We start from the raw sequence: 18959 nt of genomic DNA, 5'->3' as shown, positions 1-18959 counted from the left end.
ATCAGTTATTTAGATACATAAATGTAATTATTATATGTACGCCGTTATTGTTTTCAATGCTAAAACTGCCTTTTAGCTGTTTTGCAAGACCTTTTATAAGATTTAGTCCTAGAGAATTAGTATCGTTTTTGTTGGATAAATCAGGCAAACCTATTCCGTTATCTGAAATTTTGAGAACAATAGAATCGATTTCTTTATAAGTAAGACTGATTTCAATAATGCCGTGTTGTTTTTCTAAAAAAGCATATTTTATGGCATTTACCACGCTTTCTGTAATAATCAACCCCAACGGAATTGCTTGTGAAACATGAAGATTTATCGGTTCAATATTCTTTTTGAAAGTGATTTGATTTTCGTGATCAAAACTTTCATGTAAATAATGAACGAGTTCGTCAATATACTGAGGCATTGCAATGGTCGAAATGGTATCGTCATGATACAATTTCTGATGAATCATAGACATGGCTTGCATTCTGCGTAGACTATCTTTTACAGCCATTTTTGCATCGCTATCTTTTAGATAAGCAGATTGCGAATTAAGCAGACTGGTAACCATCTGTAAGTTATTTTTAACTCTGTGATGCACTTCTTTAACAAGCCATTCTTTTTCCTTTAATAACTTTTGCTGTTCATTATTTAAGCTTTCCAAAAAGGTGTTTTTTTGATCCAATTCACGTTGGCTAGCTTCCAATTTTCGATTGCTTTTTTGTTTGATGATGTAGCGATTCAGCAATAAAAAAACAATAACGAGCAATAGCAAAGCACCAACCAAAAGAATGCTCTTTTCTCTTTCGGTTTCGCGAGATTGAGCAAGTTGCAACTGGTTTTGCGTATGAAGCAATTTGATGTTTTTATCCTTCTCGTCGGTTTCGTATTTAATTAATAATTCGGCAAACTTTTTTTGCTGTTCTTCAGTAAAAGCAGAATCCTTATATTTCTGACTTAAAAGCAGATTTTTAACAGCATCATCGTATTTCTTTTCGGTAGAATCAATTTTAAATAAGTTGTAGTAGTACTGGCTCTTCTCTGAAACGCCTATTTCAAAAGTATGCGAAACACCATTATTAAGCAACTGTCTGGCTTTTGTGGTTTTGCCGATATTTCTGTAAAAAGAAGATATCTGAAAAAATGCGGAAGGAAATTCGTCATGCAAATGTTCGAGAGGATAATTCTTCGCAATGTTTTGAAAAACAGAATAGTTTTTTTCTGCTAAATCGGTCTTTTTCAAATTTTCATAAGTTTCTCCAAGCAATAAGGCAAAGTGCATTTTTTCAAAATCGGTATTGGGAGGAAATTCTTTTTCTGTTTTTGTCAGAAGAAATAAAGCTTCATTGTATCGATTCAATTTATTCAGAATCCAAGCTTTAGAAAGAAAAGCTTTGTACCAGTAAAGTTTGGTTTCACGGGTTTTGTTTTCTAATGCTTTAGTGTACCAAAGCAAAGCTTCTTGATTTTTGCTGGAGTATTGATACAATCCGCCTCTTCTTACAAAAAATAAGGCTTTAAAGATTGAATCTTCTTTAGTACGCATGCTTTCAATGCTTTTATTCGAATAATATAAAGCCTTAACCAAATCTCCTTTTCGATAGGATAAAAGAGAGAGAACATCAAAAGCATATTGATTGTGATAGTATTTAATTTCTTTTTGAAGCTGTAATATTTTATCTGTCAATTTCTGAGAATCGTCAAAACGTCGCGCAATGAAATATTCGATATTTATTTGAGACAGTGTTTCGATTTCCTTTTCTTTCTCGTTTAAAGTTTTAAATATAGAAAGTGCTTTCTCAAAATAAACCAATCTTTTTGGATCGCCATATGGTAAAGTTTTTCCAGCTTCTAAAAGTGCTCTGGCTAGATCAAGATTATTATGAGATTGTTTGCAAATCGTTTCAATTTCCCCAAATAGTTTTTGACTTTCAGCTGAATTTCCTCTTTGATTAAGAAGATGGGCTTTTAGCATCATGGCTCCAATTTTCCATTTCGTTCCGTTTTTCTGTAATAAAACTTCGTTTAGATATTTTTCAGCTTTATCAAGATCTGCTTTTTGGGCGCCAGTTTTAAAAATGAAATAATTGCTTAATTCAAGCAGCAATAAAGAACGATTTTCGCCTTTTAAATTCGCGAGCAAATTTTTGGCTTGATTGACTTTATCTTGTTCGAGAAGTTTAATGGCAGGACTCGTTGCGCCATTGCTGTAACTTTCGTTATTTGGAATTAAAATGCTCAAATTATAAAGTCGGCAAGAAGCTCTCACGGCGCTGTCTTTATCAATTTGCCCTTGACTGATGGTGTGAAGATAATCAGACGTAATATGAATTAGTAACCTTTGTTTGGCAATATCGGTATATCCAGATTTATTATACTGTGCGTATAAATTTACTCCGCAAAAAAGTAGAAAGAATAGGGAGAATCTACTTATTGTAAATTTTAAATAAACTACTTTAAAAAGCTTACATTCCACAATAATATACTTTGGTTTGATTATATCATTTTGCTTTTAAAACTTAAAATTATAATATATTGGTATTTAGTGTATTATCAAAAATACGATAAAAGTATATGATAAAAAAAATATTGATTATATATTAGATTCGATAAGAAGATCTATTTTCTAAACAAAAATATATAGAAATGATAAGAAGCGATTCATTTGCAAAATATCTGGGCATCGAATGCAGGTTTTGGGAAAAAGATAATTTTTATGTTTTGCAAACAGATTATCGTGAGGATTTGTTAAGCAAAGGGTTTAAAAGATATGATGATCTTGAACTAAAAAATAAAGTATACAAAGAAGTAACTTTTAATGATATTGAAAGTGCCTATAGCGTAAGTACTTTTTGTACCTACAAAGGTTTTAAGTTTTTTGTAGAAAGTGCTTTTAACGGAAAATATACTTTACGTCCATTGGAGGAAGCAATGAATCATTTTAATGATTTTCCGAAACAAGGTTATGATCCTGTTTATAAGGCAGAACAAAATGAAATAGAAATGCTTTGGGAAGAACGAAAACCAATCGAGAATTTTGTTTTTGATACGGAATCTATTTTAGATGTTACTAAGAACATGAAAAAATTAAATAGCATTAATTGGATTGCCTTTAAAGAAAATAAAATCTATTTGGAAAATACGCCAATTACGGTTGGAATAAATGTAAACGATTGGCTAGAAGAATTTAATGCTCTAGAATATTCTATAGAACAGATAATTCCCGATGAAAATAGAAACTATATTACGTTTTCAGCTTTTCCAAATATTGTAATTTCTTCTCTAGAAGATATAATTATTGATATTTCTGTTTATTCGTATCAGTTTCAAAGCAGTCCTTATTATAAAGGCGATATTTTTATTTTTGAAAAAAGATTAGAAGTTCCTTTTTTGTCTGATAATATAGAAAAGTATTTTCCGGATATAAAAGTAAAAAGGCCTCCTAGCAGAGTATTCAATAGATTTAGTGCACGCGAATCTGTAGATTATTTTGTAAATGAAAGAGTAAAAATAGAAATATCAATAGGAAGAAGTCCTGAATTAGTGTCACGAATAAGTTTGGTATATAAAGATTAATTGTTCTATGGAAAATCAAGTAATAAACTTCATATGAGTATAATGAGAAAATATAATTTAATTTCCCAAAGATTTGATGCTCTATATAATGATATTCCCTTTTTGGAGGTTAATTATAAAACGGATAATCAATATAATGTCTTTGTAGAAATATTGGATATAGATTATATTTCATCGTTTTTTAAAGATTTTGAAACAGCTAATTTATATGGAATTTACATTGAAAATGAAGGAGATAATTCTAGCTTTTCCAATCTGAAAGTAATTTCTAAACAATCTGCCTATGCTAAAAATATTATACTAGTAAAGCCAAATATTGATTTTTTTAGGAATATTGAATATAATAATAGAGACAAAATTGCAAAACCATTTTTCTTTAGGTCTTATAATTTGGATGAGTCAATAATGCGAAAAATTATAAATGATTCTTTGTGTGAAAAACTAATAATGAAAGACAACTTTAGAAAAAATATTATAAAAGTAGATGCTCTAAAATTATTAAATCATATTGAAATTGAAACTGTTATTAATTTTTATGTAAATAGGACAGAAGCTCATTTGGAAGATGTTCTAAAGCTGAGAAATGGTATTTTGGATGTTGAAGCTGAATACATTTCAAAAGTGGAAATAAGCTTAGGAAACAGTTACTAATTATACAGGTTTGAATTCCTTAACACTTTTAAGAGCTTTTTTTTATTAATTTACATAGTCTTAAAAGTTAGGCTTTTATCTAAAACTAAAAATGCAGGATAATAAAGAAGAAAAAAAAGAACAGAAGGCAGTGTTTATGCTGCCTTGGGTAACGGCAATTGCAATGTTTATGCAATCTTTAGATGGTACGATTTTAAATACTTCGCTGCCATCAATAGCCAAAAATATGGGGTATTCGGCAACCGAAATGGATTCGGTTATTGTAACCTATACGCTGACATTGGCCATGTTTATTCCGCTTTCTGGATGGCTGGCAGATAAATTTGGAACTAGAACCATGTTTATGATTGCCGTATTTCTGTTTATCATGGGATCTTTGTTTTGTGCGCTTTCAGTTGATTTAAATACGCTTAATATGGCGCGTGTTTTGCAAGCAGTTGGCGCTTCAATGATGGTGCCCATTGCCAGATTGGCTATTTTGTATCAATATCCAAAAAGCGAACTGCTTAAAACAATGAATTTTATAACCTTGTTCGGACTGTTAGGAATGGTTGCTGGTCCAAGTTTAGGAGGATTTCTGTCAGATAATTTCAGCTGGCATTGGATTTTTCTAATCAATATTCCAGTCGGTCTTATCGGAATTTCAATGGCTTATCGCATTATGCCCAATTTTAAACATGCCGTAGGAAGATTCGATTTTAGAGGATTAGTGTATTTTAGTTTAGCGCTAATTTCAATCACTTTAGTTTTAGAACTTATAGGAAGCGGAAGAACGCATATGATTGTGATTTTGAGTTTATTGTTTCTATCAGGATTGCTTTCTCTCTTTTACTACATTCATTATAAAAGAACAGAAAAACCAATAATCGATTTGCATCTTTTAAACATTAGAACCTTAAAAATAGGATTGGCAGGAAGTTTAATTACTAGGCTTGGAATTGGTGGATTGCCGTTACTTTTGCCGCTTATGCTTCAAACGAGTTTTGGTTACTCGGCTTCAGTGTCAGGATTATTGCTCTTGCCTTCTGCTTTGTCCAATGTCGCTGTAAAACCTTTTATGGTAAGCATTATTAAATTTTTTGGATACAGAACCGTATTGATAAGCAACACGATTTTACTAGGCATCGTTTTGATTGTGCTTGGATTTGTAACAAAAGAAACGCCAATTGGCTACTACATTTTACTTATGGTATTCTACGGAATTTTTACTTCGATACAAATGTCTGCCATGAATACCATTACGCTTTCAGATCTAGATCAAGATACCGCCAGTGGAGGAAATACCATGTTGGTGATTATGCAACAGCTTTCAGTAAGTTTTGGAGTTTCGGTTGCCAGTCTAGCGCTTTCTTTATTTCAAGAAGGCATTTTCAATCTAGATGCTTCAAAAGCATTTCAATATACTTTTATCGCATTGGCTGTCTTTACGATTTTCTCGAGTTTCACTTTTTCTAAATTAAGTAAAACAGATGGAGAAGGCTATATGTAATGCTGTGGGGATTTTATAAGTTTAAAAAGCAATAGTAAAATCACTTTTAAAATTTCTTAAGTTATTTTGTAATTCATTGTTTATTAGTTTTTTATTGTCGAATTAAAAATGTAATTATGAAATTGCCAAAAGAAATTATCAACGGATTTTTAATATTTACTGGAATTGCACTGTTCTTTCTTGTGATGGAACTTTTAAATCTTTCCAATTTATTTTATTTACGACTTCTGAATGTTTTGTTCATTCTTTGGGGCGTAAACAGAACTTTGAAAATGAATCTTGCTGAAGGGAAAAATGAATTTGTTCCCAACGCTATTTCGGCAATGGTTACTTCATTTTCAGCTGTAGTTATAAGTATTGTTGCACTTCTAATTTACAGTTATGCCAAAGGCGGAAATCAATACGTGAAGTCGTTATCTGAAGCTTTTATGTTTGGAGGAGAACCTTCTGTAACTTCTTACTGCCTTTCTTTGTTTTTTGAAGGAACAGCTTCCTGCATTATTGTAACCCTTTTATTGATGTTATATTGGAATAATAAATATGTGGCAGATTAATAAAAATAAATCCTGAAAAGAATTTTTATAAAGTTCTTTTCAGGATTTATTTTTTCAACTTTTTTGATGGTTTTCACCATTTAATTATCCTCTTCATCCTTTTTTAGCTCTTCGTCTAAATCTTGTGCTATTGGAGCATTTTTTTGAAAGAAAGGATCTGAAGTGTCATTTTCTTTTTCTTCTCTTTCTTCAAACTCAGGCGTGTGCTTGTGTCGCTGTGACTCGTTCTCATGCTGATTAATCGCGGGATCTTTTTTCTCCATTGTTTCAGAATTGATTGCATCGCTTGCTGAATGGTCTGCTGCGTGATAAGTACGATCTTCCTGATCGTAGTTATCGTAATTTTCTCTTGACATACTATTTAGTTTAGTGTTATTATACAATTTTTAAATTTTAGTCAGTTTGGAAGGATCGGTTGCTTCTTCAACGCTTTTTCCTTCTGGTTGCTGTTTTTTCTTTTGATCAGAAGTGCTATCTTCTTCTGTTTCTTGATCATCATAATCGCTTAATCGGCCTGCTTCGCCTGTGCTTCCGCCAGGTTGCATGCTTCCAGAACCGCTATACGAACTGTTTGCATTTTGATTGGTGCAGTCGTCGCTGTTTATATCTAATTTATCGTTCTCATTTTCCATGATTTCTTTATTTATCGTTTACAATCTAAAATTACTAAACCTAACAGCCAGATAATTATAAGATTACAATAAGCTTTTATATAATATCTTCAAATTCAGATTGTGAATTTTGAATGAAATAAAAGAAAAGCCAATTATCATTAAAAGAAATAATCTTTATCATGATAATTGGCTGTATAGATAAAGTAGAAGTGATTTATTAAACAATTAAAATGGAGATGTTTCTTTAATCAATAAAATTCCTCAATCGTTTGTAGAGAAAATGATTGCGTACTACAAGCAAAGTAACGAAGTGCGAAATTCCTGTTTATGACAATTGCTTTAATCTGTATGTTTTCTTCTTTGAGCATTTATGCGGTAAGCAAAGAAAATTAAAATATTGTGTTTATTTTTTTTTAATTTTTGCCAAGTGATTTTCATTTGGCAAAAATTGCTTTTTAATCTATTTGCAAATAAAAAAGCGGTTGAATTTATCAACCGCTTTTCATCGTAAAAAAATAAGAAACACAACTAAATTACTTAGTATATTTTTTTCTCAATAAAGTAATTTCTTTAGAACCAATTCCCATTTCTTGCTGCAAGAAGTTTTCTATACTTCCGTATTGCGTTTTAATTCCGCCAAAAAACGATCTTATTAATTCTGGTTTTAGTGCCATTTGTTCTTGAACTTGCGCTTCTGTCAAACCACTCATTTTGGCTAACGGAGCCATCATGTTATTCATTTTCTTCAAATAAACGTTTGATGCGACATAATCCGCTTCGATAGTTTCTTCCGGAACATTTAAGATGTACAGGAACAAAGCTGTTGCCATTCCGGTACGGTCTCTTCCTCCTGTGCAGTGGTACATAACCGCTTCTTTTTTATCTGCTGTCATTAACTTTACAAATAAAGGGCGAAAACGGTCTCCGCTATATTTAACACCATCAGAACCATAGAATTTTTCAAGAAAGTTTCCCTCTTTCAATAATTTTACCATCTGCATCGCATTCGGTATACTGTCGCTTCCAGCTGGACTTAAGGTATAATCTGTATTTTGTGGCAAACGGTCTGGAGCAGCTTTTGCTTCGGCAACACCTCTAAAATCTACAACCGTGTGAATTTTCTTTTTGTCTAATAAAGCGACATCAGCATCAGTCAATTTGTCGATTCCTGCACTTCTGTACACTTTTCCCCAAACCACTTCTTTTCCGTCTTTCGTTTTATAACCTCCAACATCTCTGAAATTTAAGCCTCCTTTTACAGGAACTAATCTTTTTATACTATCTGTAAGCTGTGCGCTTGCAGCGGTTTGCACCAAAATGGCAATTGCAATAATTGTATTTTTCATTGTTTATTTAATTTATGATTTTACTTTTTTAGAAAATATCGTAGCGTAAACCTACTTGTCCGCGGCTTCCGTACCATTCTTGCGAGGTAATACGGCGCTTTTCAGTTCCCATATACATTTTAACAGGCGAGTCGCTTAAGTTGTTTAACTCCACAAATACTTTTAGTTTTTTAGAAATATTTACTGTTGCAGAAGCATCAATCGTAAAGTTTGAATCTGTCCAGATGTAATAATCAGGTCCCAATTGCTGGTTGATGCTTTCTACAGAATTACCGCGGTAGTTTCCTGCCAGACGAACCATTACTCCGTTACGTTCGTAGAATAAAATAGCATTAAACAAGTTTTTAGACTGGTTTGGCAAGCTCGTTTTGTCATTAACAGTTTCGGTTGCTGTAACGCGAGGAACTTCAGTTTTAGAATCGATAAAAGTGTAATTGAATTCAACTCCAAATCCGCTCCAGAAACCATTTAAGAAATCAAACCTTTTATTAATTCCAGCTTCAAAACCAACAAGAGAAGCTTTGTTTAAGTTTTTCGCCTGAGTAACTATATAATCGCTTCCGTCAATATTTTGTGTGCTGATGTCAGTGAAAACAACATCCGTAATATTTTTGTAGAATGCACCCCCAGAGATAAGTCCTACGTTGTCGAAATAATATTCTCCCATCACGTCGAAATTGTTGCTGAAAGTTGGTTTCAAGTCAGGATTTCCCTGAGTAATTGTCATCGGAGAAGAAGTTGTATTAGTTGAACTTCCAGGCGTCATGTCTCCAAAATTTGGACGAACAAATGTGCGGGTATAAGCAGCACGAAGATTTGATTTGTCGCTTAATTTATATTTCAAATGCAGCATTGGAAGAAAAGAATTGTAATTATTCTCCACCACAGAAGGGCTTAGAGTAATAACCGCAGGAGTTCCTTCAGTAGTTGCTTTGGTTCCGTTCAAAGTCATTTTTGTATATTCATTACGTACACCTCCAATGATTTTTAAATTATCTGTAGCATCAATTTCTGCCATTGCATAACCAGCCATTACATCTTCGTCACCTGTATAAAAAGCTGTAGCATTTGTTTTAGACGTAAAATCCATAAATCCATTTGCCGTCTGGAAAGACTGCGCGTACGTATCAAACAATTGATTTTTGGTTAACGGATTTACAATAAATTGGCTGAAATCTCCATTCATGTTTCCGAAGAATTTGCTTCCACTTGGAAAATTGGTGGTCTGCAAATTTGAAAGTGGTACTAGAGCAGGAGAGTTTGGAATTCCAACTGCTGCTGCAGGCAGATACACATAATTTGATCCATAAGTATTTGTTCTGTCTTTATGACGGTATTTTGCACCAAACTTAAGGTTGACTCTAGAACTGGCTTCCACTTTTAAATTTACCTGTCCGATTTGGTCTCTTTCGCTGTTGTCAAGCTGCGCAATTACCAATTGGTTCAATAATAATTTAGAAGGATCCATAACATCGCTTGAAGCAAGACCAGTTTCAAAATTATCTACCGTACCACCAACTCCGTTTGGAGAATCGAATCCCCAGTAACGTTTTCCGTCGCTAGAAAGATTACTGAATCCGCCTAAGATTTTCTGACGGAATGTTGCAATTGGCAATCCTTTATTACCAGAAGTTGGAGGCGTATCCAAATAATATTCTGATTTATGATTGCTATAGCTCCAGTCCAATTTGAATTTCTGGTTCATTTGATGTTCTCCACCAACTTCAAATCCGTTTAGAGCCGTTTGGTAGTGAGAATATCTGTAGTTATACTGAAAACGTGTATTCGTATAATCAATATAAGATTCATAAACAGGACGAATATCATCAAATTTGTTAGCCATTCCTCTAAAGAATATTTTATCAGAAGGCGTCAATTTGTATTCTAAGCCAACGTTTAATCCTTTCGTTTCGCGTTCTCCCATATAACGTTTAAACAATACGGTATTTAAAGATCTTCTTTGTTCTACAACCGATGCACCTGTGTTGTAAGTTGCTGCAAATTCGTCAGAACCCCATTGTCTGCTCCAGATTGCTCCAGAAACAATTACACCCAATTTATTGTTGAAAAAACGATCTCCGTAGGTAATAGATCCATTGTAAGTTCCGTTTTCGCTAAAAGTGTTATAACCACCCGCTGCACTTACATTTAAAGTACGTTTTGTTGGAGCTGTTCTCGTAATAAAATTGATCGATCCTCCAATTGCATCACCTTCCATATCTGGCGTGACGGCTTTTGCAACCTGAACGTACTGAATCATTTCTGAAGGAACAGCATCTAATACAGACGAACGATTTCCCATAACGTTCGAACTCGGCAAACGATTTCCATTAAATAAAGTAGAAGTCCAAGCAAAAGGAGTTCCGCGCACTGTAGCCTGATCAGCCTCACCATGATAACGCGCAACAGCAACACCTTGCATACGTTGTACCGCTTCGGCAGCATTACGGTCTGGTAATTTACCAATAGCATCGGCTGCCATTACATCCATTATGGCAAGCGAGTTTTTCTTAATGCTATAGGCTTTTGCTTGAGAAGGTGCCATTGTTCCGCTCACCACAATTTCTTTCAGCGCATTTGATCCGTCAGGACTCATTTTAATTAATCCTAAATCGTTTATTCCTTTTACTACAGTAATGGTAATCGATTTGGTTTCGTAGCCTAAGTAGCTAATTTCAATTACAGCTTCTCCTTCAGAAGGCGCTGTTAGGGTAAAAGCTCCTTCCAAATCTGAAATAGTAGAATTAGTAAATGTTTTTCCAACAATGTTTGCGGTTGGCAATGATCCAGATTCGCTGGTAACAATTCCTTTTATAGTCTGCGCATAAGACGAGACAAAAGAACCGATGGTAAACATCATTATGAAGAATGCCTTTTGGAATATTTTCTTTCGTTTTAATAAAATTTTTAATTCGATTTTTGGTGTCATGTTTAATAGTTTTTTTGCAAAGATTGCGACGATTTCAACTACGAAACGACTTTGTCGAACTAGAACTACTTTGTCGAAGTATCAATCTTTTTGCTTTTATTTAATTGATTGATTTTTAAGGTTTTGACTTTTGTTATTAAATTGTTACGAATCAATTTTTTCTCAATTACTAAACATTTACTTAACAGGCTCTTGATACTTTAGCACAAAGATTTTAAGATGAAATACATTATTGCCATAGGAATATTTCAGGCTCTTTTAGCCGCAGTTTTACTTTTAAGAAGCCGATACCGAAAAAACGCAGACGATTTATTAATTTCTCTAGTAGTATGCATTGGATTACACCTTTCGATCAAGTTTTTTATTTTCACTTTCGTGGAAGATCAGCAGGTGCTTAATATGATGAATACCTTTATCGGATTCTGCTATATTCCTTTATTATATCTCTACACTTTAAAAACAATACGACCAGAATTGGTTACCGCTTCAAAATGGTATCTTTTTATTCCGTTTATCATTGGCGCAATTGGCTACTTTTCGACTGTTTGCGTTTTAACCGTAACATCTCCAAAAGCTTATTTGGTTTTATATTGGTACAACACCATCAGTCTTTATACCTTACTTCCTATAGATATTATATTTTCATGCGGAATCATTTATTTGGCCATTCATAAACTGCCGAGAACCTGTCAGGAAAAGAAACTCATTATTCAGTTGGCTTCTTTATTCTTGTGTATTGGAGTTTTGGGTATTCTGTTTACCATTTTTAGTTCGACTCTATTTTCTTTAAATTATGTAAGCAGAAGCATAATTTATACGTTGTTAATTATTATTACGATTCGAATAATAACCTTTAAATACGGTTCTGTAATCGAATCTGCTATGCAAGGTTCCAATCCAGAAATGTTTTTGTCTGGCGTAAATTATGGTGTGATTTCAGGAATAAATGAGGAAATAACTTCAACTTCAAATAATGATTTTCTTGTAAATCCTTCCGTGATTGAAAACACAATTGTAGAAGAAAAAGAACCTTCGCAACCTCAAAAAAGAAAAGAAATACTAAGTCAGAGCGAAATGTTTAAAATATTGCTCAAGCTTGAAAAAGCAATGGAAAAGGAGCAGTATTTTATGGAAAGCGATCTCACGCTCGATAAACTTTCAAAGCTTACCAACTTAAACAAATATCACGTAAGCGAAACGCTGAATCATTTTGTAAATAAGCCTTTTTACACTTTCGTGAATGAATATCGAATACTTTACGTAAAAGATAAACTGACGTATTTGGCGAATCAGAATTCTAGCATTAATATTTTGGAATTGGCTTACGAATCTGGTTTTAATTCGAAATCATCCTTTAATAGATATTTTAAAGAAATCACTTCGCATACGCCAACAGAATATGTAAATTTATTAGAAAAGGAAGTTGAGGTTTAGAAACTAAAATACCAGAGCTTCAAAAATTTGTTCATCAAAAGCCTTTTGTATAATTTTACAGGCTATGTATGAAATATTCCAAAAGTATCTAGAAGAAAAAACCGAACTGACTCAAGCAGAATCAGAGCGTATACAATCCTTTGCTATTATTAAAAAACTTCGTAAAAGACAATATCTGCTTCAAGAAGGAGATGTCTGGAAATACGATGCTTTTATCACTCAAGGCTGTGTAAGAACGTATACTGTTGATGAAAAAGGAAGCGAACACGTAAACAGTTTCAGCATCGAAAATTGGTGGACAGGCGATCGTGAGAGTTTAATGATGCAACAGCCTTCTCGTTTTAATATCGACGCTATTGAAGATACAGAATTGGTTCTTTTTACTCATGAAAACTTTGAATTGCTGTGCAGAGAAATTCCAGCCTTTAATAATATGGTCAATAACATTCTGCAAAGAAGTTTTATAGCGGCTCAAAACAGAATTCAAGCTTCACTGACTTTAACAGCCGAAGAAAAGTATTTGAACTTTGTCAATAAATACCCAGGATTTGCTTCTAGAATTCCGCAAACCATGATTGCCTCATATTTGGGCATGACCCCAGAAACACTCAGCCGTATTCGGAAACAAACGGCAAAGAAATAATAGATAAGGAGCTTTTAAAGCTCCTTTTTTTATGCCTTTTTCAAAACTCTTGATCTAAATCAAGTTTTTACTTATTTCTAATCAATGTGTACGTTTTGCATTCGTCGCAACTTTGTAATGTTCAAAAGAAACAAATAGTATAAACATTTAAAAAATAGAAATCATGTCAAAAACAATTTTAATCACAGGAACAAGTACGGGCTTTGGAAAATTAACAGCGGTAACATTAGCTAACGCTGGTCATTCAGTAATTGCAGGAATGCGCAACACAAATGATAAAAATGCCGCTGCAGCGAAAGAACTAGGAGCAATCGAAAATATTGAAGTGGCAGATATTGATGTTACAGATGATGCGTCAGTGAGCCAAGCAATTGAAAAAGTATTAACGAAATACGGAAAAATTGATGTCTTAATCAACAATGCAGCAGTAAGCGGTTTTGGTCTTTTAGAAGGATATTCAATAGATCAAGTTCGTAAAATGTTTGATGTAAACGTTTACAGTGTGCTTCGTATGTATCAAGCAGTGCTTCCTTCTATGAGAAAAGAAAGAAACGGATTGGTGATAAACATTACCACAGGAGCGAGTGGACACACATTGCCTTTTATGGTTCCGTACATCGCATCAAAATTGGTGGTAGAAAGTTTTACAGAAGGATTGCAAGATGAACTAGCAGATTATGGAATTGAAAACGTAAGCATTCAGCCAGGAGTTTATCCAACAGAAATGAACAACGGATCAAAAGCGGGTATTCATGCCGATAAACCAGCAATTATTGAAGAATACGGCGATGCTGCGACAGACAAATTCAACGCTTTAGGAACAGCATTATTCGGTAAAATGGCGCAGTTCGATATGAATCCGCAGACTATTGCCAACGGTATTTTAGAATTGGTTAGTATGAAAAAAGGGGAGAGACCGCTTCGTTTTCCGCTTGACGCAATCGCACAAGGAACCGACAAAGAATTTATTGAAGCGAGAGCTACAATTAAAGCAAAATGGGTAGCAGCTTACACTAATTAATTAACAATGTCAATGACAGTAGAAAATTACAGTATCAACAATAAACAATAAACAATAAACAATAAACAATAAACAAAAGTAATCATGAAAACAACTCATAATAAATCAAATAAAAAAGTACAAACTTCAGCAGCAGCAATGCTTAATTTACTAATACTATTTTCTGCTTCAGAAAAAACAGTGGCACAAACTAACGCAGGAATTGTCGGAATCGATCATGTTGGAATCAATGTTCCCGATCTTAATAAAGCGGTTACATTCTTCGACGACGTACTTGGATTCAAACCTGTAACGCAATTAGGACCAATTCCGCTCGATGCTGATTGGAAAAAATTAAACCATATTAATCCAAATACTGGAGCGGTTACCATAAAAATGATCAATGCCGGAAACGGAGCAAGTATCGAAGTATTTGAATATGCAGACAATAAAGGAAGTAAAACACATCCAAACACAGATGATATTGGAGCCTCTCACATTGCTTTTTATGTAAACGATATTAATGCATCGGTTCAATATTTAAAAAGCAAAGGCGTAAAAATCTTAGGTGAACCTTTTACAATGCCTTCTGGCGATACAGCTGGAGAAACTTGGGTTTATTTTGAAACACCTTGGGGTTCTAAAATGGAATTGGTTTCCTATCCAAACGGAAAAGGATATGAAAAGGCAAATCCAATAACGATATTATGGTCTCCAAAAAACGCAACAGTAAAAAAAGTTTCTGAAGCTGATTTAGATGCTAAAAAGAATACAGCAATAGTAGAAAATCATCTTAAAATTTGGAATGAAAAAGACGAAGCAAAACGTAAAGCTTTATTAAATCAAGTTTATGCTTCTAATGTAGAAATGGTGGATCGTCATTTTATTGCTGAAGGCATAGACGATATCAGCAAGTTTATCGTAGAACTTCAAACCAAAAACCCTGATTTCAAATTCACTGCAAAATCTGTAGAAACCAATCAAAATATTGTTAGATTATATTGGCAATTTGGTTCAAAAGCAAAACCAGCTGTGGTAAGCGGAATGGATTTGTTTGTAATCGAAAATGGAAAAGTGCAGAAATTGTATGTTTTCGTAGATTCAAAAGAATAAGTTTTGATTCATTTTGAAAGTTTTAAAAAGCCAGACCAATTACGGTTCTGGCTTTTTAAGTTTCCAAACTTTTTTGCTTATTGTTATTTATATAGTTGAATAATTTTCGTTTTTTTACTTCTAAAAAACTTTAACCTTAAAGTAAAAATCTATGATAAGAATATTTTTTGCCATTTTAAGTTTAGCGTTGTTAAGCTGTCAGAATAAAAACGTTCCAGCATCGAAATCTTCGGCTGTGAATTCAATCGATCTTCCTAAAAAAAATAAAGATACTACACCTCTAAAAACAGTTAAAAAGGAAAAAGATTCTACAGTAGATTATAATAAAATTTACAAACCAATGGAAGTTGATGTTAGGCCTGATTATGTTGGAGGCATAGCAAAATTTCATTCTTTCTTGAAGAAAAATTACATCGTTCCAAAAGACCCAGATAGTGATGATCCGCTTTTAGGAGGAGTGTTTACCAAGTTTATAATTGAAAAAGATGGACGTGTTTCTAATATAGAAATTCTTCGCGATATTGGATATGGAACGGGAAAAGAACTAGAAAGAGTTTTAAAATTATCCCCTAATTGGATTCCAGCTACAAAAGACGGAAATCCTGTTCGTTGTTTGTGTAGTTTTCCTTATTATATTCAAGACGACAGTAAGTAGATTATTTGAAAAAAGATTTAATCTTTTAATAAGCTTTAAGAAGACTTTTTAAGAACTAAAAACAACCCAGCTGCAAAACCTAATCCCATAAGTGCGGTTTTAGCAAAATTGAAGTCTCTCTTTGAAGGCAGATTTCCATAGACTCGTAAAGGCTCTTTAGAATTTGAAAGTACATTTCCAGGATTACCTTCTTTATTTTCATTAGATTTCATTTTCATGCGAAGTGCTGTCGATGCTGTATTGCTAATTATTTTTGGAAATAATTTATAGGTACGAGTAATCGCGGCAGCTTTAAAATCTGGAAACAGATCTTTTTTAGGATGTTTAGCCAAATAAACCATTTTAGCAGCCGTTTCACGCGGATCTGAAGCGATAAAAGGAATTGTAATATCAAAACCAGAATATTTAGCAGAATGCAGATTTCCCGTAGAATTTTGCAACTGCGGGTACAGATTGCAAACGTGAATGTCTTTATGATTAGAAATTTCTCCTTGCAAACATTCCATCATGCCTTTAATGCCAAATTTTGAAGCAGAATATACAGCGCTGTAAGGCGCAGGCATAAAACCGCCAATTGATACATTATTAATTAATATTCCTTGATTTTGCTCTTTAAAAATTTTGATAGCATTGTAAGCTCCGTGCATATATCCAAATAGATTGGTTTTAATAACCTGCTGGTGAATTTCTAACGGAATTTCTTCAAATTTTCCGCTTGCCATCACGCCAGCATTATTGATCCAGATATCGATTTTACCGCTCGTAGCAAGAGCTCCCGCGGCAACTTTTTCTACATCTTCAGCTATTGACATATCTGCTGAAATGCCCACAACATGAACATTTAGTGTTCGGCAATAATCTACAACTTCATTAATGCCTTTCCAGCCTCTAGCTGCTAGAATTAAATTACATCCTTCCTGTGCAAAAGCTTCTGCTGCTGCACGGCCGACCCCACTGCTTGCACCTGTTATAACAACTGTTTTTCCTTTAAGAATACTGTTGCCTTTATCTGTATTTTTCATATTCTAAATATTAAGTACGTAAAGCGCATTTTACTGTGATGAGTTACTCAAATTGCTTTTAGACGAGATAATAGTGCTCTTTTCGTTTGTTCTGCTAGAAGTACTTTTTAAAATATATTTTTTCTCAGATGTACGTGTGCTGGATATTCTATTTTTTTGATTGGAAAAATTCATAGCAAGTAATTTAGCAGCGAAATAGTTTTCGTCTAATTGAATTATAAAATTAGACTAAACTATTTGCTGGCTGTTATATAATTACGTTTGCTAATTGTTTAATTAAGAGATTGGAAGATAGGAATATATTGGTCGTGGATGAAGCCGATGGCATAAACTACCATGAAATCAGGTATTTTTTTTCATGTCCGTTGTCCGTAGATTTGCGGACAATCAAAATAATTGCCATGAAGGATAACAGTACAGATCGTTTTTTCTCAAAAAGAGTTAGTTTTTTAAGAAATGGAGCTCCTAATTTTTTAAAGCCTCTTTTTTATATATTCATGCTACTTCCATTTACGACATTTGGGCAAAAAGAAATTGTTCCAGGAAGCAAGGATATCAATGCAAAGTTTATTAAACCGGAAAAATCACTTTACACAGTCTATTATGTAAAAGGTACAGAGTGGAAAAATATGGGAGCATTGACGTATGACATAACTTTGGCTAATAATCAATTGAGTTTAAATAATACTTTTACTCCAAAAGATAATGGACTCCCGACCTCACGCATAAGTACAGCAGATGCGCAAACACTTAGAGCTATAAGTTATTCCGATGAAACCAAAAATGCAAAACTGAATCTTAACTTTGCTGAAATTATTACAGGGAATTATTATTCTAAGAAAACTAAAAAAGATAAAAAACTAAAGCTTCAGCCTAAGGTAGAATATTTCGACTTCAACTGGACCGATCACATGATTGGAACACTGCCGTTGGATGTTGGGTACAAAGCTCGCTTTCCACAATTTTACTATAATGACGGATCAAATGTACTTGTTGAATATTACACTATCAAAGAGGTAAAAAGTTTTGTCTACAATTCACCGAGAACAGGTAAACACGAAACGTGGCTTGTCACAGTTTTGGAAGAAAGTACCAATGCGACTTATAATTATGTTATTGACAAAAAAGATCATCGTCTTTGGCAACGCGAAATGTCTATGGCTAATGGAATGTGGGAAATTACAGTTAACGAAGAGCTAGACTATCAGCCTATTAAAAACAAATTTAACAAAGAAGAGGCTGCGCAGCAAATCTCTAAAGGTAATAGTGTTGTAATTGGTACAGCCTACGCGAGATCAGACTCTGGGAAAAAACTAGGAGGTTTGGTTAATACCGCTAAAAAACAATATGCTCCAAAGGGAACAGAGATTACACTTTTTCCGAGTACTGCTTATTATGAGGAGTGGGTAGAAGTCAATAAGAAAATTCGCAAGCAGAAAAAAATGCCAGAAGTGCCTTTACATAGTGATTTTGGTTATGGTATAAAAAAAGCTAAAGTTTACGACGATCAAGGACATTTTGAGTTTGTAGACCTAATGCCAGGTACTTATGTAGTCATGGTAAGTTTTGATTTTACGAACTCTTATAATTATTCGTATGTATCTGGATATACAAATTATTACAATTATTTTGGCTATCAGGGTTCTACAACAAATTATGGCACAGCTACACAGTCTTACAATGATAAAGCTAATATTGAGAAACGTGTGACCATAGATAAAGATGGTGATAAAAAAGAAGTAAATTTAAAGGAAATGTAATAGGATACAAAAGAAGCAACCTTAAGGTTGCTTCTTTTGTTTTTAATATGATTTGGTAATTACAAATCAATTATGTTCTATCCATTTGTTGTTCTGCATTAATTATTATATTTCATAATTTTCTAATGTTTTAGCGAAATATAAAAAATAAAAAATCTGATTTTTTATTTAATGTGTTGTTAATTAGT

Annotated in this window: 16 protein-coding genes; 10 read left to right on the top strand and 6 right to left on the bottom strand. The window is 33.4% G+C overall.

All coding sequences use genetic code 11. The annotated features are described in order from the left end of the window. Position 1: 1 nt before the first annotated feature. Positions 2-2461 (bottom strand): histidine kinase dimerization/phosphoacceptor domain -containing protein, encoded by a 2460-nt coding sequence (locus ABTV69_RS20175; RefSeq protein WP_433832016.1) that lies wholly within the window; start codon positions 2459-2461, stop codon positions 2-4. A 170-nt stretch (positions 2462-2631) separates the two neighbouring features. On the opposite strand from ABTV69_RS20175, the gene ABTV69_RS20170 reads away from it, so the two are divergent. From ABTV69_RS20170 to ABTV69_RS20155, 4 genes are all read left to right on the top strand, one after another. Continuing rightward, positions 2632-3561 (top strand): hypothetical protein, encoded by a 930-nt coding sequence (locus ABTV69_RS20170; RefSeq protein ID WP_433832014.1) that lies wholly within the window; start codon positions 2632-2634, stop codon positions 3559-3561. Positions 3562-3603: 42 nt separating this feature from the next. After that, on the top strand, positions 3604-4212 hold the full coding sequence (locus ABTV69_RS20165) for a hypothetical protein (protein ID WP_433832012.1): 609 nt from the start codon (positions 3604-3606) through the stop codon (positions 4210-4212). Between the two features lie 91 nt (positions 4213-4303). Next, on the top strand, positions 4304-5701 hold the full coding sequence (locus tag ABTV69_RS20160; RefSeq protein ID WP_433832010.1) for a DHA2 family efflux MFS transporter permease subunit: 1398 nt from the start codon (positions 4304-4306) through the stop codon (positions 5699-5701). A gap of 116 nt (positions 5702-5817) precedes the next feature. Then, entirely contained in the window at positions 5818-6255 is a 438-nt protein-coding gene (locus ABTV69_RS20155; protein WP_433832008.1) for a hypothetical protein, read from the top strand. Between the two features lie 80 nt (positions 6256-6335). Here the strand turns inward: ABTV69_RS20155 and ABTV69_RS20150 are convergent, their stop codons facing one another. The 4 genes from ABTV69_RS20150 to ABTV69_RS20135 form a co-directional block, all read right to left on the bottom strand. Beyond that, positions 6336-6611 carry a hypothetical protein gene (locus tag ABTV69_RS20150; protein ID WP_433832006.1) on the bottom strand — a complete coding sequence of 92 codons (276 nt, stop codon included), beginning with the start codon at positions 6609-6611 and terminating at the stop codon, positions 6336-6338. Between the two features lie 30 nt (positions 6612-6641). Next, positions 6642-6887, bottom strand: coding sequence for a hypothetical protein (locus ABTV69_RS20145; protein WP_433832004.1), 246 nt, complete (start codon positions 6885-6887; stop codon positions 6642-6644). A gap of 515 nt (positions 6888-7402) precedes the next feature. Then, positions 7403-8215, bottom strand: coding sequence for a tyrosine-protein phosphatase (locus tag ABTV69_RS20140; RefSeq protein ID WP_433832002.1), 813 nt, complete (start codon positions 8213-8215; stop codon positions 7403-7405). Between the two features lie 28 nt (positions 8216-8243). After that, a complete protein-coding gene (locus tag ABTV69_RS20135) occupies positions 8244-11144 on the bottom strand; it encodes a TonB-dependent receptor (RefSeq protein ID WP_433832000.1) in 2901 nt (966 codons plus the stop codon). A gap of 219 nt (positions 11145-11363) precedes the next feature. On the opposite strand from ABTV69_RS20135, the gene ABTV69_RS20130 reads away from it, so the two are divergent. The 5 genes from ABTV69_RS20130 (at position 11364) to ABTV69_RS20110 (ending at position 15989) form a co-directional block, all read left to right on the top strand. Further along, positions 11364-12578 (top strand): helix-turn-helix domain-containing protein, encoded by a 1215-nt coding sequence (locus ABTV69_RS20130; protein ID WP_433831998.1) that lies wholly within the window; start codon positions 11364-11366, stop codon positions 12576-12578. 64 nt (positions 12579-12642) lie between these two features. Beyond that, positions 12643-13221, top strand: coding sequence for a Crp/Fnr family transcriptional regulator (locus ABTV69_RS20125; protein ID WP_433831996.1), 579 nt, complete (start codon positions 12643-12645; stop codon positions 13219-13221). 163 nt (positions 13222-13384) lie between these two features. Then, positions 13385-14242, top strand: a complete 858-nt coding sequence (locus tag ABTV69_RS20120) for an SDR family oxidoreductase (protein ID WP_433831994.1) — start codon at positions 13385-13387, stop codon at positions 14240-14242. Between the two features lie 84 nt (positions 14243-14326). Further along, on the top strand, positions 14327-15334 hold the full coding sequence (locus ABTV69_RS20115) for a VOC family protein (protein ID WP_433831992.1): 1008 nt from the start codon (positions 14327-14329) through the stop codon (positions 15332-15334). A gap of 151 nt (positions 15335-15485) precedes the next feature. Then, on the top strand, positions 15486-15989 hold the full coding sequence (locus ABTV69_RS20110; RefSeq protein ID WP_433831990.1) for an energy transducer TonB: 504 nt from the start codon (positions 15486-15488) through the stop codon (positions 15987-15989). A gap of 35 nt (positions 15990-16024) precedes the next feature. On the opposite strand, the gene ABTV69_RS20105 is transcribed toward ABTV69_RS20110, so the two are convergent. Further along, positions 16025-17011 carry an SDR family NAD(P)-dependent oxidoreductase gene (locus ABTV69_RS20105; protein WP_433831988.1) on the bottom strand — a complete coding sequence of 329 codons (987 nt, stop codon included), beginning with the start codon at positions 17009-17011 and terminating at the stop codon, positions 16025-16027. Between the two features lie 401 nt (positions 17012-17412). On the opposite strand from ABTV69_RS20105, the gene ABTV69_RS20100 reads away from it, so the two are divergent. After that, a complete protein-coding gene (locus ABTV69_RS20100; RefSeq protein ID WP_433831986.1) occupies positions 17413-18771 on the top strand; it encodes a hypothetical protein in 1359 nt (452 codons plus the stop codon). Positions 18772-18959: the final 188 nt, after the last annotated feature.

It is taken from the genome of Flavobacterium anhuiense (assembly GCF_050990855.1).
GTDB lineage: Bacteria > Bacteroidota > Bacteroidia > Flavobacteriales > Flavobacteriaceae > Flavobacterium > Flavobacterium anhuiense_C.
This window is presented reverse-complemented; position numbering and strand designations above follow the sequence as displayed.

Coding starts and splice junctions, on each gene's coding strand:
- ABTV69_RS20120 (WP_433831994.1), top strand. CDS start 13,385: ATGTCAAAAACAATTTTAATCACAGGAACAAGTACGGGCTTTGGAAAA.
- ABTV69_RS20170 (WP_433832014.1), top strand. CDS start 2,632: ATGATAAGAAGCGATTCATTTGCAAAATATCTGGGCATCGAATGCAGG.
- ABTV69_RS20100 (WP_433831986.1), top strand. CDS start 17,413: ATGAAGGATAACAGTACAGATCGTTTTTTCTCAAAAAGAGTTAGTTTT.
- ABTV69_RS20105 (WP_433831988.1), bottom strand. CDS start 17,011: ATGAAAAATACAGATAAAGGCAACAGTATTCTTAAAGGAAAAACAGTT.
- ABTV69_RS20125 (WP_433831996.1), top strand. CDS start 12,643: ATGTATGAAATATTCCAAAAGTATCTAGAAGAAAAAACCGAACTGACT.
- ABTV69_RS20110 (WP_433831990.1), top strand. CDS start 15,486: ATGATAAGAATATTTTTTGCCATTTTAAGTTTAGCGTTGTTAAGCTGT.
- ABTV69_RS20135 (WP_433832000.1), bottom strand. CDS start 11,144: ATGACACCAAAAATCGAATTAAAAATTTTATTAAAACGAAAGAAAATA.
- ABTV69_RS20140 (WP_433832002.1), bottom strand. CDS start 8,215: ATGAAAAATACAATTATTGCAATTGCCATTTTGGTGCAAACCGCTGCA.
- ABTV69_RS20130 (WP_433831998.1), top strand. CDS start 11,364: ATGAAATACATTATTGCCATAGGAATATTTCAGGCTCTTTTAGCCGCA.
- ABTV69_RS20160 (WP_433832010.1), top strand. CDS start 4,304: ATGCAGGATAATAAAGAAGAAAAAAAAGAACAGAAGGCAGTGTTTATG.
- ABTV69_RS20150 (WP_433832006.1), bottom strand. CDS start 6,611: ATGTCAAGAGAAAATTACGATAACTACGATCAGGAAGATCGTACTTAT.
- ABTV69_RS20115 (WP_433831992.1), top strand. CDS start 14,327: ATGAAAACAACTCATAATAAATCAAATAAAAAAGTACAAACTTCAGCA.
- ABTV69_RS20165 (WP_433832012.1), top strand. CDS start 3,604: ATGAGAAAATATAATTTAATTTCCCAAAGATTTGATGCTCTATATAAT.
- ABTV69_RS20145 (WP_433832004.1), bottom strand. CDS start 6,887: ATGGAAAATGAGAACGATAAATTAGATATAAACAGCGACGACTGCACC.
- ABTV69_RS20155 (WP_433832008.1), top strand. CDS start 5,818: ATGAAATTGCCAAAAGAAATTATCAACGGATTTTTAATATTTACTGGA.